General features: G+C 69.8%; 15 protein-coding genes and 1 pseudogene. 9 read left to right on the top strand and 7 right to left on the bottom strand.

The window, feature by feature from the left end:
- From AB0J09_RS36170 to AB0J09_RS36145, 6 genes and pseudogenes are all read right to left on the bottom strand, one after another.
- Nucleotides 1-236, bottom strand: a pseudogene (locus AB0J09_RS36170) (hydroxyacid dehydrogenase); the annotation flags it as partial.
- The gene (locus AB0J09_RS36165) at nucleotides 233-1,150 is read right to left on the bottom strand and encodes a carbohydrate ABC transporter permease (RefSeq protein WP_360700995.1); all 918 of its coding nucleotides are present in this window, start codon (nucleotides 1,148-1,150) and stop codon (nucleotides 233-235) included. The pseudogene AB0J09_RS36170 and the gene AB0J09_RS36165, both read right to left, overlap by 4 nt.
- Nucleotides 1,147-2,043: a sugar ABC transporter permease gene (locus AB0J09_RS36160; RefSeq protein ID WP_360700992.1), complete on the bottom strand. Its 897-nt coding sequence runs from the start codon at nucleotides 2,041-2,043 to the stop codon at nucleotides 1,147-1,149. The genes AB0J09_RS36165 and AB0J09_RS36160 overlap by 4 nt, the downstream gene beginning before the upstream one ends.
- A 66-nt stretch (nucleotides 2,044-2,109) precedes the next feature.
- Nucleotides 2,110-3,423: an extracellular solute-binding protein gene (locus tag AB0J09_RS36155; RefSeq protein ID WP_360700989.1), complete on the bottom strand. Its 1,314-nt coding sequence runs from the start codon at nucleotides 3,421-3,423 to the stop codon at nucleotides 2,110-2,112.
- Between the two features lie 132 nt (nucleotides 3,424-3,555).
- Nucleotides 3,556-4,650, bottom strand: a complete 1,095-nt coding sequence (locus tag AB0J09_RS36150; RefSeq protein ID WP_360700986.1) for a substrate-binding domain-containing protein — start codon at nucleotides 4,648-4,650, stop codon at nucleotides 3,556-3,558.
- Between the two features lie 223 nt (nucleotides 4,651-4,873).
- A complete protein-coding gene (locus tag AB0J09_RS36145; RefSeq protein ID WP_360700984.1) occupies nucleotides 4,874-5,896 on the bottom strand; it encodes a PHP domain-containing protein in 1,023 nt (340 codons plus the stop codon).
- A gap of 88 nt (nucleotides 5,897-5,984) precedes the next feature.
- Between AB0J09_RS36145 and AB0J09_RS36140 the strand changes: the two genes are divergently transcribed.
- The 9 genes from AB0J09_RS36140 (at nucleotide 5,985) to AB0J09_RS36100 (ending at nucleotide 14,194) form a co-directional block, all read left to right on the top strand.
- Complete coding sequence (locus tag AB0J09_RS36140) at nucleotides 5,985-6,386, top strand: hypothetical protein (protein WP_360700981.1); 402 nt, start codon at nucleotides 5,985-5,987, stop codon at nucleotides 6,384-6,386.
- Between the two features lie 3 nt (nucleotides 6,387-6,389).
- On the top strand, nucleotides 6,390-7,532 hold the full coding sequence (locus AB0J09_RS36135) for a glutathionylspermidine synthase family protein (RefSeq protein ID WP_360700978.1): 1,143 nt from the start codon (nucleotides 6,390-6,392) through the stop codon (nucleotides 7,530-7,532).
- 31 nt (nucleotides 7,533-7,563) lie between these two features.
- Nucleotides 7,564-7,995 (top strand): DUF350 domain-containing protein, encoded by a 432-nt coding sequence (locus AB0J09_RS36130; protein WP_360700975.1) that lies wholly within the window; start codon nucleotides 7,564-7,566, stop codon nucleotides 7,993-7,995.
- Nucleotides 7,996-8,101: 106 nt separating this feature from the next.
- Nucleotides 8,102-9,226: a helix-turn-helix domain-containing protein gene (locus AB0J09_RS36125; RefSeq protein ID WP_360700999.1), complete on the top strand. Its 1,125-nt coding sequence runs from the start codon at nucleotides 8,102-8,104 to the stop codon at nucleotides 9,224-9,226.
- Nucleotides 9,227-9,329: 103 nt separating this feature from the next.
- On the top strand, nucleotides 9,330-10,226 hold the full coding sequence (locus AB0J09_RS36120) for an ACP S-malonyltransferase (RefSeq protein WP_360700972.1): 897 nt from the start codon (nucleotides 9,330-9,332) through the stop codon (nucleotides 10,224-10,226).
- On the top strand, nucleotides 10,223-11,179 hold the full coding sequence (locus tag AB0J09_RS36115) for a beta-ketoacyl-ACP synthase III (RefSeq protein WP_360700970.1): 957 nt from the start codon (nucleotides 10,223-10,225) through the stop codon (nucleotides 11,177-11,179). The genes AB0J09_RS36120 and AB0J09_RS36115 overlap by 4 nt, the downstream gene beginning before the upstream one ends.
- A 71-nt stretch (nucleotides 11,180-11,250) precedes the next feature.
- Nucleotides 11,251-11,490, top strand: coding sequence for an acyl carrier protein (locus tag AB0J09_RS36110; protein WP_360700967.1), 240 nt, complete (start codon nucleotides 11,251-11,253; stop codon nucleotides 11,488-11,490).
- Between the two features lie 45 nt (nucleotides 11,491-11,535).
- Nucleotides 11,536-12,768 carry a beta-ketoacyl-ACP synthase II gene (gene fabF / locus AB0J09_RS36105; RefSeq protein ID WP_360700965.1) on the top strand — a complete coding sequence of 411 codons (1,233 nt, stop codon included), beginning with the start codon at nucleotides 11,536-11,538 and terminating at the stop codon, nucleotides 12,766-12,768.
- A 1-nt stretch (nucleotide 12,769) separates the two neighbouring features.
- Complete coding sequence (locus AB0J09_RS36100) at nucleotides 12,770-14,194, top strand: carboxyl transferase domain-containing protein (protein WP_360700963.1); 1,425 nt, start codon at nucleotides 12,770-12,772, stop codon at nucleotides 14,192-14,194.
- Nucleotides 14,195-14,422: 228 nt separating this feature from the next.
- Here the strand turns inward: AB0J09_RS36100 and AB0J09_RS36095 are convergent.
- A partial coding sequence (locus AB0J09_RS36095) for a DUF3145 family protein (protein ID WP_360700997.1) occupies nucleotides 14,423-14,511 on the bottom strand: 89 nt, incomplete at its 5' end.

Here is a 14,511-nt window from a genome sequence, read left to right as displayed (position 1 = left end):
TGGACGACGGCGCGCAGTCCGGGTGCCCGCCGCAGCACGGAAGCGTCGATGGCCGGACAGCCCCAGCAGGTGACGAGGACCTCGGCCGAGGCCAGCTCCGGCACGTCCGCGAAGTCGCTGACGACCAGGCCGGGGACGACGTCCACCAGCCGGGTGAGCCGGTCGAGCTCGTCCGGCCCGAACAGGTCGTTCTTGAAGCGCGGCTCCATGGCGAGCAGCGCGCGGGGAAGGGTCACTTGACGGCTCCAGCGGTCATGCCCGCCCTCCAGTACCGCTGCAGCACCACGAAGGCGATGACCAGCGGCACGACCGCCACCAGCGAACCGGTGATGGCGAGCAGGTAGTCCTCCGGATGACCCTGATTCAGCGACGTGGTCTGCCAGGTGTACAGACCCAGGTTGAGCGGGTAAAGGTGTTGGTCGGTCAGCATCACGAGCGGTAGGAAGAAGCTGTTCCAGATGCCGGTGAACTGGAAGAGGAAGATGGTGACGAAGGCCGTGCGGAGCATCGGGAAGCCGACGCTGAGGAAGGTCCGCAGGTCGCCGGCGCCGTCGACGCGGGTCGCCTCGATCACCTCGCCGGGCACGTACGCGGCGCTGAACACCCGGGCGAGATAGACCCCGAAGGGGAAGACCAGGCTCGGGAGGAAGACGCCCCAGAAGGTGTTGACGATGCCGGTCTTCGACGCCAGCAGGTAGATGGGCAGGGCCATCGCGCTGGCCGGCACGAGCACCCCGAGGAGGATCAGTCCGAAGATCTTCTCCTTGAACGGGAACGAGAGCTTGTCGAAGGCGTACCCCGCCGCCACGCACAGGGTGGTGGCGATGAGGGCGCCGCCCACGGCGTAGAGGGCGGTGTTGCCGAGCCACCGCAGGTAGATGCCGTCGCCCGCGCTGAACAGGTGCGCGAGGTTGGCACCTAGGTCGAAGGTCCGTCCGAAGGAGAAGCCGCTGGTGCCGAAGAGGTCGCGCATGTTCTTCGTGGCCGCCATGAGCAGCCACAGGAGCGGCATCACCGTGTAGAGCACGGCGACGACGAGGACGCCGTTGACGGCCGTACGTGAGAGCAGGCGCGCCATCAGGCGAGGGCCGGGCTTGCTGTGCTTCCTGGAGGCGGGAACCGGCGGTGCGGGTGTCGCGGTGAGTGTCATGGCTGCACCCTCCGCGCCGAGAACCGGGTCACGATGAAGGACAGAACCCCGCCGAGCAGGGCGATCAGGATCGAGGCGGACGCGGCCAGGCCGTAGTCGTGGTTGTCGAAGGCGGCGCGCATCGCGTACATGTTCGGGCTCCAGGAGCTGCCGATCTCGGTCGACGCCCGGTAGATCACCTTCGGCTCGGTGAAGAGCTGCAGGGCGCCGATGACGGTGAAGAGCACGTTGAGCGCGATCGCCGGGCGGATGAGCGGAACCTTGATCCGCAGTGCGATCCGCAGCCCGCTCGCCCCGTCGACCGTCCCCGCCTCCAGGACGTCCCTCGGGATGGCCTGCAGGGCGGCGTAGAGGATGACCATGTTGTAGCCGATCCACTCCCAGGTGGAGATGTTGACCACCGAGAACATGGCGTGGTCGGCCGACAGGAAGCTCCACTTCACACCGGCCGACTCGAGCACGTCGATCACCGGGCTGAGCCCTGGCGTGTACAGGTACACCCAGATGATCGCGGCGATGAGTCCAGGTACGGCGTGCGGCAGGAAGAGGCCGAGCTGGAAGAAGCGCTTGGCTCGGGCCATGGCCGAGTCGAGCAGCAGGGCGAGCAGGAGCGCGCCCCCGATCATCACGGGGATGTACAGCAGGACGTAGGTCGCGATGACCACGAAACTGTCGCGGAACGCCGCGTCGCCGAGCGCCCGGGCGTAGTTGCCGAGGCCGGCGAAGAAGGTCTCGACGCCGCCGAAGCCGAGGCCGGAGCTGCGCTCGGTGAACAGGCTGAGCCACGCCGCGTACACCAGCGGCGCGACGGAGAAGGCGAGGAAGAGCAGGAGGAACGGGCCGACGAGCAGGGCGGCGGTGCGTCCCTGCCCCCGGGTCAGGCGGGTCGCCACGGCATCTCCTTCAAGGGGTCGAAGGCGGTGTCCGTCCCGCTGGACGGACACCGGTCCTGGATGGGACTACTGGGCGACGCTCAGGCCGCGGTTCTTGAAGTCGGCCACGGTGGCCTGCTGGGCGCTCGTGAGCACGTCGGCGAGCTTCACCTCGCCGCCGGCGACCTTGCCGAGCGAGTCGGAGATCGTCGTCCCCGTCACGCCGGCGCTCGGCCCCCACGTCCAGCCGGCCGGGACCGACTCGTACGCCTTGGAGACGACGGAGAAGATGTCCTGGCCACCGTAGAAGTCGGTCTTGAAGGCGCTGGTGGCCGGCAGCAGGGCCGGCGAGGCCGGGAGCATGCTGCTGGTGCCGCTGGACAGCCAGGCCTTCATGCCCTCGGGATCCGTGGTGATCCACTTGATGAACTCGAGAGCCTGCTCGGGGTGCTTGGCGCCCTTGGGGACGGTGAAGGCCGAGCCGCCGAGCATCGCGGAGGCCGGCTGGCCGTCCCAGCTCGGCACCGCCGCGACGGCCCACTTGCCCTTCTGGTCGGGAACGGTGGACTGGAGGGCGCCCGCGCACCAGTTCGCGCAGACGTAGGAGACGATCTGCCCCTTCTGCACCGCCTGGAAGAAGGCGTCGTCGCTCGTCGAGTTGTACGTGCCGACCAGCCCCTTCAGGACCAGGTCGTTCCAGTACGCGGCCATCTTCTTGGACGGCTCGTCGTCGATGGACACCTTCCACGACTGGCCCTCGGTGCCGTACCAGCGTCCGCCGGCCTGCCAGGAGAGCGCGGCCAGCACGCCGGGGTCGGCGGTCGCGAAGATCCCGCCGCGGGCCTTCGGGTCGGCCTTCTTCACGCCCTCGAGCAGCTTCGTGTAGTCGTCCCAGGTCTTCGGCAGCTCGAGCTTGTGCTTGTCGTAGAAGTCCTTGCGGTAGAAGAACACCAGCGGGGCGACGTCGCGGGGGATGCCCCAGGTCTTGCCGCCGAGGTTCACCAGTTGCTGGACCTGGGCGGGGAAGTTCTTGGCGACCACCGGGCCCGCCGTCTCGGTGAGGTCCTCCAGCTCGCCCTGGCTGACCACGTCGGGCAGCTGGTTGTACTCGACGATGGCCACGTCGGGGACGTTGCCGGCCTTCACCGAGCTGGCGAGCTTGGTGTAGTAGTCCCCGCCGCTCGGCACGTTCTCCCACTTGACCTGGAAGTCCTTATGGGTCTTGTTGAAGGCGGCGGTGACGACGTCGGAGGCCTTGACGAAGGAGCGGAACGTGATGACGTCCGCCTCCGGCTTCGCGTCGGAGGCACCCGAATCCGTGCCCCCGCAGGCGGCCAGTGCCGACAGCGAGACGACAGCGCCCGCGAGCAGGGCCGTGATCCGCAGGCATCTGGGCTTCATATGCACCGTCCAGGGAGGGGAGTGAAGATTGGTGCAATCATTTGATTTCGAATGAAGCCTGTCAATGAGTCCCAAGCCACGATCAATCACAATCGTGTTACAAGCATGAAAAACGAAAGAAAACGAAAGTACTCAGACAAGCGTCGCGCCGCACGAGGCCCGGATCCGCAGGCTCGGCCGCAGCAGCAGACCGCGCAGCGGCCTGCCCGGATCGTCCAGCCGATCGACGAGCATCCGCACGGCCGCGGCCCCCACCTCCTCCTTGGGCGGCGACACGGCGGTCAGGGGGACGTCGGCGAGGGAGGCGACCTCGTCGTCGTAGGTCACGATCGCCAGATCCTCCGGTATCGAGACCCCGCGCCCGCGGAGCTGCCTGACCAGGGAGAGGGCGTCCATGTCGTTGTGCACGAGGGCGGCGCGCACGCCCTGCTCCCCGAAGGTGTCCAGGACGTCGTCGACGTGCTCGTCCATCCCCGCCGGCGCGCCCACGGCGGCCCGGGGGAAGATGCGCACGGGCCCCTCCCGCAGGCCGAGAGAGCGCTGGGCGAGCTCGTGTCCCTCGCGGATCCACGGGGTGCTCCTGCTCTCGCAGGCGAGCAGCGCCACCCGCTCGTGCCCCAGCCGGGCGAGATGACACGTGGCCAGATAGGCGCCGTACGCGTGGTCGGTCGCCGCCTGCTCCACCGCCGGCATCGACCAGCCCGCCTTCCGCTCGACGAGCACCACGGGCACGTCGAGCTCGTTCACCCACTGCTCCGTGACGAGCGAGAGCGTGGGGTTCTCACTCGGCGTCAGCAGCAGGCCGTCCACGCCGGACGACAGCAGCTGCGCCACCTGGCGGCGGTCCTCCTTCGGATCGTAGCGGGAGACCGCGAGGCTGATCCGCACGCCGAGCTCGCGCGCCGCCGCCTGCGCACCCCTGATCACCGCCGGGAAGTAGTACGTGATCTGCGGCACGAGCATGCCGAGCACGTACGGCTCGCGCCGCTCACGCTCCCTGACCTGCTCGCCGGCGGCCGGCTCCGCACCATCCCGCGGCGGTGCGTCCGGAACCGACACGGCACCGCCGTGCACCCGGACGAGCAGCCCGCGTCCGGCCAGCTCCCGCACGTCGTGCCGGATGGTGACGGCTGAGACGCCAAGGCTGGCGGCCAGATCGGCGACCTTGACCGAGCCCTTGCGGCTCAGCTCCTGCAAGATCGCCCCGTGTCGCTCCTCGGCCAGCACGTGGGGCTCCTTCCGGCTCTGCGCGTTTTCCTGCGTCATCGTACCGCCGACGCTTGCTTTCGAAAGCGAACGATTCCGTTTCACCAGTGGGCCACCGCCCGCAGAGGAGTATCGCGTCAGGACGGCACGCCGTCACCTGCCCCTGGGCGGGGCCACGGAGGCGCGTTGGATGAGCTGGGAGCGGAGGGTGTGCATGGCACGGGCCGGCATGGGCGAGTGACGTTCAGGCGGAGGTCCAGTCGAGCAGCCGGTCCAGCGGCCAGGTGTTGACGACGCGCTCCGCCTCGATGCCGCATCTCGCCGCGCGCTCACAGCCGTACCGCTGCCAGTCGAGCTGCCCGGGCGCGTGGGCGTCGGAGTCGATCGCGAACACGCACCCCATCTCGTACGCCAGCCGCATCAGCCGCTTGGGCGGATCGAGCCGGTCGGGCCGGGAGTTGACCTCCACCGCCACCCCGAAGCGGCGGCAGGCCTCGAAGACCAGCTCGGCGTCGAATGACGACTCCGGGCGGCGCTCGCCGCGCTTGCCGCCGGCCTGCACCACCCGCCCCGTGCAGTGGCCGAGCACGTCCACCAGGGGGTTGGCGATGGCGGTGACCATCCGGCGGGTCATGTCGTCGCCGTCCATGCGGAGCTTGGAGTGGACGCTGGCCACCACCACGTCCAGTCGCTCCAGCAGCTCGTCCGACTGGTCGAGCGAGCCGTCCAGGTTGATGTCCACCTCGATGCCGGTCAGGATCCGGAACGGCGCCAGCCGCTTGTTCAGCTCGGCCACCACGTCGAGCTGACGCTCCAGTCGCTCGGCCGACAGGCCCTTGGCCACGGTCAGCCGCGGCGAATGGTCGGTGAGCGCAAGATACTCGTGGCCGAGCCCCCGGGCCGCCTCGGCCATCTCCTCGATCGGCGAGCCGCCGTCCGACCAGTCCGAATGGCTGTGCAGATCGCCCTTCAGAGCGGCACGCAGCGCCGCGGTCTCCTCGTCGAGCTGCACACCCTCGGTCGCCCGCATCCGCCGCAAATAGGTCGGAACCTGCCCGTCGAGGCTTTCGTTGACCACAAGGGCGGTGACCTTGCCGATGCCGGGAAGGTCACCGAGTCCGCCGGTGCGGGACAGCCGCACGAGCTCCTCCCTGGGCAGGTCGGCGACGACCTGGGCGGCGCGACGGAAGGCACGCACGCGATACGTGGGCTCGCCGGCGCGCTCCAGCAGGAAGGCGATCTCGCGCAGAGCCTCAACCGGTTCCATGGACCGAACATACCCGGGGCGCGACAACAGGATTGAACGGGCACGAGAGCCACCGATAGGCTGATCGGCCCATGAAAGCAGGAGCTTGATGGCACATCCGCCGCAAACCCACCCGACGCCTCCGCCTCCCGCGCGCAAGGCGTCGAAGGCCATCCCGCTGACCATTCTCGGGGTACTGTCCGTCATGCTGGTCGGCTACTGCGCCGCCGTGCAGGATGACGACGACGTCACCGCCGACTGCGTCATGCAGTTGCAGGACGGCACGTACGAGGTCGTGGACGACGACTACTGCGACGATGACGGCAATGGCTCGTACCACTACTACGGCGGGTCGCGCGGAGCCTACCTGTGGTACTACGGGGGCACCCGGGTCGGTAACAAGGTGCGCGGCGGCACCACGTACCGGCCCACCGACGTGAACATCAATTCCCGCAACGGGAAAGCGATCCAGCGGGGCGGCTTCGGCAGCCACTGGGGCGGCGGGAGCTGACGGGTGCGGCGCGAGCATGGCACTCCCAGGGACGGCTGGGAGAAGACGATCGAGAGCCAGGGCCTGGCCTACCACCGGGTCGCGCACCCGTCGGGGCTGACCCGGCCCTACTGGGACGAGTCGGTTCACTACGTGTTCTCGATGGACGAGGTCGAGGAGCTGGAGGAGCAGGTCGAGGAGCTCCACGACATGTGCCTGCGCGCCGTCGAGCACGTGGTCTCGACGAGGCGCTTCGCCGACTTCGTCCTTCCCGAGTGGGCATGGGAGGAGGTCGCGCGCTCGTGGGAGCGCCGTGACCCTCACGTGTACGCCCGCTTCGACCTGCGCTACGACGGCACGGGCCCGGCCAAGCTGCTGGAGTACAACGCCGACACGCCGACCTCACTCGTGGAGTCGTCGGTCGTGCAGTGGTTCTGGCTACAGGACGTCCATCCGGGCGCCGACCAGTGGAACTCCATGCACGAGCGGCTCATCGAGCGCTGGCGCGAGCTGCGACTGCCGCCCGGGCCCACTCACTTCGCGTTCACGAACATGGACGAGACCGGCGAAGAGGCCATGACCGTGGCCTACCTGCAGGAGACCGCCGAGCAGGCGGGCCTGCACACCATCGCCGTCGCCATGGAGGACATCGGCTGGGACTCGCTCAACCGCCGCTTCGTGGACGTCGAGGAACGCGCGATCCGCTCGGCGTTCAAGCTCTACCCGTGGGAGTGGATGCTGGCCGACGACTTCGGGCGGCAGGCCGTACGTCACTCCACCTGGATCGAGCCGCTGTGGAAGACGCTGCTGTCCAACAAGGCGCTGCTGGCCGTCCTGTGGGAGCTCAACCCCGGGCACCCCAACCTGCTGCCCGCCTACCTCGACGGGCCGCGCGACCTGACCTCCTACATCGCCAAGCCGCTGCTGGGCAGGGAGGGCGCCTCAATGCGCATCGTCACCCCCGAGGTCACGGAGGAGACGCCGGGCGTCTACGGCCAGGAGGGCTACGTCTTCCAGGGCTTCGAGGCGCTGCCCGAGTTCGAGGGGCAGCGGCCGGTGCTCGGTGCCTGGGTGGTCGCCGACGAGCCCGCCGGGCTGGGGATCAGGGAGACGACCGGCCTGATCACCGACGACACCTCCTCGTTCGTCCCTCACCTCATCGCCTGAATCCCCCAACGCATCCCTGATAGGAATCAACGTGACTCTTCTCGAGACCCTCGCCCGTGGCGCCGGCGCCATCGCCGCCTACGCCGCCGTCGGCGTGATCCTGATGATCGTCGGCTTCTACGTGATCGACTGGGCCACCCCAGGCAAGCTGAGCGAGGTCATCCGCACCCAGCGCAACCCGAACGCCACCCTGCTCACCACCTCCGCCCTGGCCGCGGTCGGCCTGATCGTGGCCGCCTCCATCTGGTCCTCCGGCGGCCGGCTCGCCGAGGGGCTGGCGGGCACGGCGGTGTTCGGCCTGGTCGGCATCGTGGTGCAGACCGTGGCGATGCTGGTGTTCGACCGGATCGTCGGCATCTCCGTACGCGACCTGGTGAGGGAGCAGGAACTGCAGCCGGGCGCGCGCCTGCTCGCCGTCACGCACCTGGCGATCGGCCTCATCACCGCGGTCGCGGTCATCTAGCCGGTCGCGGCGGAGCGGCCGTCGCGGTCATCCGGGCGGAGCTGGCACTCTAGGAGACGTGACAGACCGGACCCGGGAGGACACCACGCGCAGGCTCGAGCGGGCGATGGGCTCGCTCGGCACGGCCGCGATGGCTCGCATGGACGAGCAGCTGCCGTGGTTCCGCGCGCTCCGCGCGGAGGACCGGTCGTGGGTGGGGCTCGTGGCGCAGGCCGGCATCGCCGCGTTCGTCGAGTGGTTCTCGACCGCCGGCGAGGATCGCCCCACCCCCAGCATCGAGTTCTTCGGCACGGCCCCGCGCGAGCTCAAGCGCTCCATCTCGCTCCAGCAGACCGTCGACATCGTCAGGGTCGTGGTCGAGGTGGTCGAGGCTCAGGCCCACGAACTGGCCGCACCCGGCGGCGAGGACCAGCTCCAGCAGGCCATGCTCCGCTACACCCGCGACGTCGCCTTCGCCGCCGCCCATGTCTACGCCCGCGAGGCCGAGGCCAGGGGCGCATGGGACGCCAGGCTCGAGGCCCTGATCGTGGACGCCCTCGTACGCGGCGAGGTCGACGACGGCCTGCACTCCTGGGCGGCCGCGCTGGGCTGGACCTCCTCCCCCGTGGTCGTCATCGCCGGCCAGGCCCCCGACGACGATCCCCGCGCGGTCATCGACGGCCTCCGGGAGAAAGGCCGCCGCATCGGCATGGACCTGCTGGCCGGCGTGCAGGCCGACCGGCTGATCGTGATCGTGGGCGGCGCGGAGAGCGTCAACGACGCGGCCAAGCAGGTCGTGCACCGCTTCGGGATGGGCCCCATCGTCATCGGCCCCGAGGTCCCCGACCTGCACGCCGCGGCGAGGTCCGCCAGGGCGGCGCTGGCCGGGCTCAAGGCGTCGTCCGGCTGGCCCGACGCGCCCAGGCCGGTGCACGCGGAAGACCTGCTGGCCGAGCGGGCGCTCGACGGTGACGACGACGCCAGGCAGCAGCTCATCGAGAACGTCTACCTCCCGCTCGCCGGGACGCCGCTGCTCGACACGCTGGCCACGTACCTGGAGCAGGGCACCTCGCTGGAGGCGACGGCGCGGCTGCTGTTCGTCCACCCCAACACCGTCCGCTACCGCCTGAAGAAAATCACGGAGCTGACCGGGTACCAGCCCACCGAGGGCAGGTCCGCCTTCACCCTCCAGGTCGGCCTGATTCTCGGGCGGTTGTCGGAGAGCGCTGTTACATGGCGCGCCCTAACGTAATGATGGCGAAACCCCCACTGTAGGCTTCCTACAAAACCCCCCGGACGAAGTTCGTGCGGATCATTATCCGCGTGTCGGAGTTCTACAGGGCAAGGTGGGGTTTGTGCTTGTACTCGTCGCTCCGGGCCAAGGTGCCCAAACGCCAGGCTTCCTGTCCCCCTGGCTCGAGCTGCCCGGTGTGGCCGACAGAATCGGCGCCTGGTCGGAGGTCGTCGGGCTCGATCTGATCGCCTACGGCACGACCGCCGACGCTGACGAGATCCGCGACACCGCGGTCGCGCAGCCGCTGCTCGTCGCCGCCGCGCTGGCCTCGGCCGAGGCACTCGGCGCGACCCCGGACGTGCTCGCCGGCCACAGTGTGGGCGAGTTCGCCGCCGCCGCGCTGGCCGGGGTGCTCACCCACGAACAGGCGCTCACGCTGGTCCGTGAGCGCGCAAAGGCCATGGCCAAGGCCGCCGCGATCACCGAGACCGGCATGACCGCCGTGCTCGGCGGCGCCGAGGAAGATGTCCTGGCCGCCATCGAGAAGCACGACCTGACCCCCGCCAACATCAACGGCGCCGGCCAGATCGTGGCGGGCGGCACGCTGGAGCAGCTGGCCGCGCTCAAGGACGACCCGCCGGCCCGCGCCCGCCTCATCGCGCTGAAGGTGGCCGGCGCGTTCCACACCCGCCACATGGCCCCGGCCGTGGAGAGCCTGCGCGAGGCCGCCGCGAACGTGGCCCCCGCGGACCCGGGCATCACGCTGCTGTCCAACTCGGACGGGCAGGCGGTCGCCGGCGGCGCCGAGTTCGTGGAGCGGCTGGTCAAGCAGATCAGCAGCCCCGTCAGATGGGACGCCTGCATGCAGACCATGGCCGCGCTCGGCGTCACGAAGATGATCGAGCTGCTGCCCGGCGGCACACTCACCGGCCTGGCCAGGCGCGGCCTGCCCGGCGTGCAGACCGTGGCGCTGAAGACCCCCGACGACCTCGAAGCGGCCAGGGAGCTGATCAAGTGAAGATCCCCGACATCGCCCCTGGTGGCAGGATTCTGGCCTTGGGCCACTACCAGCCGGCACAGGTCGTCACCAATGACGACCTCGCCAAGACCATGGACACCAACGACGAGTGGATCCAGTCCCGGGTCGGCATCAAGGAGCGCAGGGTCGCACCCCATGGCGAGTCCGTCGAGGACATGGCCACCATCGCCGGCGGCAAGGCGCTGGCCGCGAGCGGCCTGTCGCCGGAGGACGTCGACCTGGTCATCGTCGCCACCTGCACGCTCGAGACCCAGATCCCCAACGCCTCCGCCGTCGTGGCACACCGTCTCGGCATCCAGGCGCCCGGCGCTTTCGACGTGAACGCCGCCTGCGCCGGGTTCTGCTACGCGCTCGGCACCGCGAGCGCCGCCGTGCGGGCCGGCTCGGCCAGGCACGTGCTGGTCATCGGCGCGGAGAAGCTGTCGCAGTGGGTCGACTGGACCGACAGGTCGACCGCCGTGATCTTCGCCGACGGCGCGGGCGCCGCGGTGGTGGGCCCGTCCGAGATTCCGGGCATCGGCCCCGTGGTGTGGGGCAGCGCCGGCGACAAGTCCGACGCGATCCACATCAAGGACCGCGGTGACTTCCTCCACCAGGAGGGCCAGACTGTCTTCCGCTGGGCCACCACCACGCTCCACCCGGTGGCGCTCGAAGCCTGCAACCGGGCGGGCGTGGACCCCTCGGAGCTGGCCGCGTTCGTGCCCCACCAGGCCAACCTGCGCATCATCGAGGCCATCGCCCGCAAGCTGGGCGCCGACAAGGCCGTGATCGCCCGCGACATCGTGAACGCGGGCAACACCTCGGCCGCCTCGATCCCGCTGGCGCTCTCGCGCATGCTCGAGCGCGGCGAGGTCCGCTCCGGCGGTCTCGCGCTGATGCTCGGCTTCGGCGCGGGGCTGACCTACGCGGGGCAAGTGATCGAGATCCCTTAGCCTCCCCCACCCATCAAGAGCTTGTACGGCGCAGCCGTACAGAATCCAGAAACCAAAGGAGAAATATCGACATGGCTGCCACCGAGCAGGAGATCCTCGAAGGCCTCGGCAAGATCATCAATGAGATCACCGGCATCCCGGCCTCCGACGTGACCCCCGAGAAGAGCTTCGTGGACGACCTCGACATCGACTCCCTGTCCATGGTCGAGATCGCCGTGGCCGCCCAGGACGAGTTCGGCGTCGAGATTCCCGACGACCAGCTCAAGAACCTGAAGACGGTCAAGGACGTCCTCAACTTCATCCAGGGCTGACGGATCCGACACCCCTTCGATTCTGACTAGCAAGGAGCGCGAAACGTGAGTGCGAACCGGGTACGTGTCGTCGTCACCGGCCTTGGCGCGACGACGCCCGTCGGTGGAGACGTCACCTCGACCTGGACGGCGCTCCTCGCCGGTCAGTCGGGTGTCGAGACCCTCACCACGGACTGGATCGACTCCGTCCCCGTGAAGTTCGCGGGGACGGCGGCGGTCGATCCCACCGAGGTGCTGCCCCGGCCCGAGTCCCGCCGCCTTGACCGCAGCGAGCAGTTCGCGCTGGTCGCCGCCAGGGAGGCCTGGCAGGACGCCGGCGCCCCCGAGGTGGCTCCCGAGCGGCTCGGCGTCGTGGTCTCCAGCGGCATCGGGGGCATCAGCACCACGCTGAGCGCGTACGACACCTGGCGCGAGCGCGGCTGGAACCGGCTTTCGCCGTTCACGGTGCCGATGCTCATGCCCAACGGCCCCGCCGCCTGGATCGGCCTCGACCTGGGTGCCCAGGCCGGCGTGCACGCCACCGTGTCGGCGTGCGCGTCAGGAGCCGAGGCCATCGGCCACGCGATGGACATGATCAGGGTCGGCCGCGCCGACGTCGTGGTCGCCGGCGGCACCGAGGCCGCCATTCACGGGCTCAACATGGCCGCCTTCGCCGCCGCGCGGGCCATGTCCACCCGCAACGACGACCCGCAGGGCGCGTCCCGGCCGTGGGACCGCGACCGCGACGGGTTCGTGCTCGGAGAGGGCGCCGGCATCGTGGTGCTGGAGTCCGAGGAGCACGCCAAGGCGCGCGGCGCCCGGATCTACGCCTACTGCGCCGGCGTCGGCTACTCCGCCGACGCCCACCACATCACCCAGCCCGAGCCCGAGGGCCGCGGCATCATCATGGCGATGACGCAGGCCCTGACCGACGCCGGCATCACCGGCCTCGACGTCAAGCACGTCAACGCGCACGCCACCTCGACCCCCGCGGGAGACGTCGGCGAGGTGCAGGCGGTGGCCAAGGCCATCGGCACCCACCCGCTGGTGACCTCGACCAAGTCCATGACCGGTCACCTGCTCGGCGGGGCCGGGGGCATCGAGTCGGTCTTCACGATCAAGGCGCTGCAGGATCGGATCGTTCCCGCCACCATCAACCTCGACAACCTCGACGACGGCATCGAAGTGGACCTCGTCCACGGTGCGAACCGCACGCTGCCTGGAGGCGACATCGCCGCGGTCAACAACTCGTTCGGATTCGGCGGCCACAACGTGACCGTCGTGTTTAAGGGGGCTTAATATGACCGTGCTTGACAGCCGGGTGGCGGAAGACGGCAACGATCAGGAGCCTCCCGATCCCCGCGATCCAGTCGTCCGTCTGACCGCGCTGCTCGACGAGGGCTCGCTGCGGCTGATCACTCCCCAGGACAAGAGCGGCATGCTGGCCGCCATGGGCCGCGTCGAGGGTGTTCCCGTCGTCGCCTTCTGCAGTGACGCCCGCTTCCAGGGCGGCGCGATGGGCGCCGAGGGGTGCGAGCACATCGTGCACGCCTATGACGTGGCCGTCCGTGAACGGGTGCCGATCATCGGGATCTGGCACTGCGGCGGTGCGCGACTCGCCGATGGCGTCGAGTCGCTGCACGCCGTCGGCACGGTCTTCGCCGCCATGACCAAGGCGTCCGGCGTGGTGCCGCAGATCTCCGTGGTCGTCGGCCCGGCCGCCGGCGGCGCCGCCTACGGCCCCGCGCTGACCGACCTCGTCATCCTGGCCGACTCCGGGCGCATCTTCGTCACCGGCCCCGACGTGGTCCGCAGCGTCACCGGCGAGAGCGTCGACGCCGCCGCCCTGGGCGGGCCCGAGCCGCACAGCAAGCGCAGCGGCGTCGTGCACGTCGTCACCAAGACCGAGACCGACGCGTACGTCAAGGCGCGCCAGCTCGCCACGCTCCTCGGCCACCAGGGCCGGGTGCGCACGGGAGAAATCGAGGAAGTTGACTTCTCCACGCTGCTGCCCGACTCGCCGAGGCGCGCATACGACGTCAAGCCGCTGGTCAACGACCTGCTCGACGAGCCTGGCATCGAGCTGCACCCCAAGTGGGCGCCGAACATCGTCACGTCGCTCGGCCGCCTCGGTGGCCGGACGGTCGGTGTGATCGCCAACAACCCGATGCGGCTCGGCGGCTGCCTCGACGCCACGTCCGCCGAGAAAGCCGCTCGCTTCGTTCGTATGTGTGACGCGTTCGGGGTGCCGTTGGTTGTCCTCGTGGACGTGCCCGGTTACCTGCCCGGGGTCGGGCAGGAGCACGACGGGGTGGTGCGGCGGGGTGCCAAGCTGCTGCACGCCTTCGCCGAGGCCTCGGTGCCGCGGGTCACGCTGTACACCCGGAAGGCGTACGGCGGGGCCTACATCGCGATGAACTCCCGCGCGCTCGGGGCGACCAAGGTGTTCGCCTGGCCGACCACCGAGGTGGCGGTCATGGGAGCGGTGGCGGCCGTACGCATCCTCAAGCGGCGCGAGCTCGCCGCCGCGCCGGAGGAGGAGCGGGCCGAGCTGGAGCAGCGGCTGGCCGCCGAGCACGAGAAGCTGGCCGGAGGCCTCGACCGGGCTCAGGATCTCGGGGTCATCGACGAGGTGATCAAGCCCGAGGAGACGCGCGGCGCCATCGCCAAGCTCCTCGCCCAGGCCACACCCGCCCGCGGCGCCCACGGCAACATCCCGCTGTAACCCTTTCCTGGCCATACCAAAGGACCTCGCCGACATCGGCGAGGTCCTTTTGGCGTGTCCTCGGCACCGCGAAGCACCTCCTACCAGCCTCATACCCGCACCGACGTCGGCGAGGGGGCGTTGGGGCGGTGCACGCCGCGGGCGGGGCCCGTACCGACGTCTCAAGAGGCCCCGCACCACCGGCGTCGGTGCGGGGCCTCTGCGGCTGGTGGAAACCCGTGGCGGGGGTCAGACGGCGGCGTGGAGCCAGCGGACCGGGGCGCCGTCGCCCGCGTACCGGAACGGCTCCAGCTCCTCGTCCCAGGGCCGCCCGAGCA

This window comes from Nonomuraea sp. NPDC049784 (assembly GCF_040659615.1).
Taxonomy (GTDB): Bacteria; Actinomycetota; Actinomycetes; order Streptosporangiales; family Streptosporangiaceae; genus Nonomuraea.
This window is presented reverse-complemented; position numbering and strand designations above follow the sequence as displayed.

Coding starts and splice junctions, on each gene's coding strand:
- AB0J09_RS36165 (WP_360700995.1), bottom strand. CDS start 1,150: ATGACACTCACCGCGACACCCGCACCGCCGGTTCCCGCCTCCAGGAAG.
- AB0J09_RS36155 (WP_360700989.1), bottom strand. CDS start 3,423: ATGAAGCCCAGATGCCTGCGGATCACGGCCCTGCTCGCGGGCGCTGTC.
- AB0J09_RS36110 (WP_360700967.1), top strand. CDS start 11,251: ATGGCTGCCACCGAGCAGGAGATCCTCGAAGGCCTCGGCAAGATCATC.
- AB0J09_RS36125 (WP_360700999.1), top strand. CDS start 8,102: ATGGGCTCGCTCGGCACGGCCGCGATGGCTCGCATGGACGAGCAGCTG.
- AB0J09_RS36140 (WP_360700981.1), top strand. CDS start 5,985: ATGGCACATCCGCCGCAAACCCACCCGACGCCTCCGCCTCCCGCGCGC.
- AB0J09_RS36145 (WP_360700984.1), bottom strand. CDS start 5,896: ATGGAACCGGTTGAGGCTCTGCGCGAGATCGCCTTCCTGCTGGAGCGC.
- AB0J09_RS36100 (WP_360700963.1), top strand. CDS start 12,770: ATGACCGTGCTTGACAGCCGGGTGGCGGAAGACGGCAACGATCAGGAG.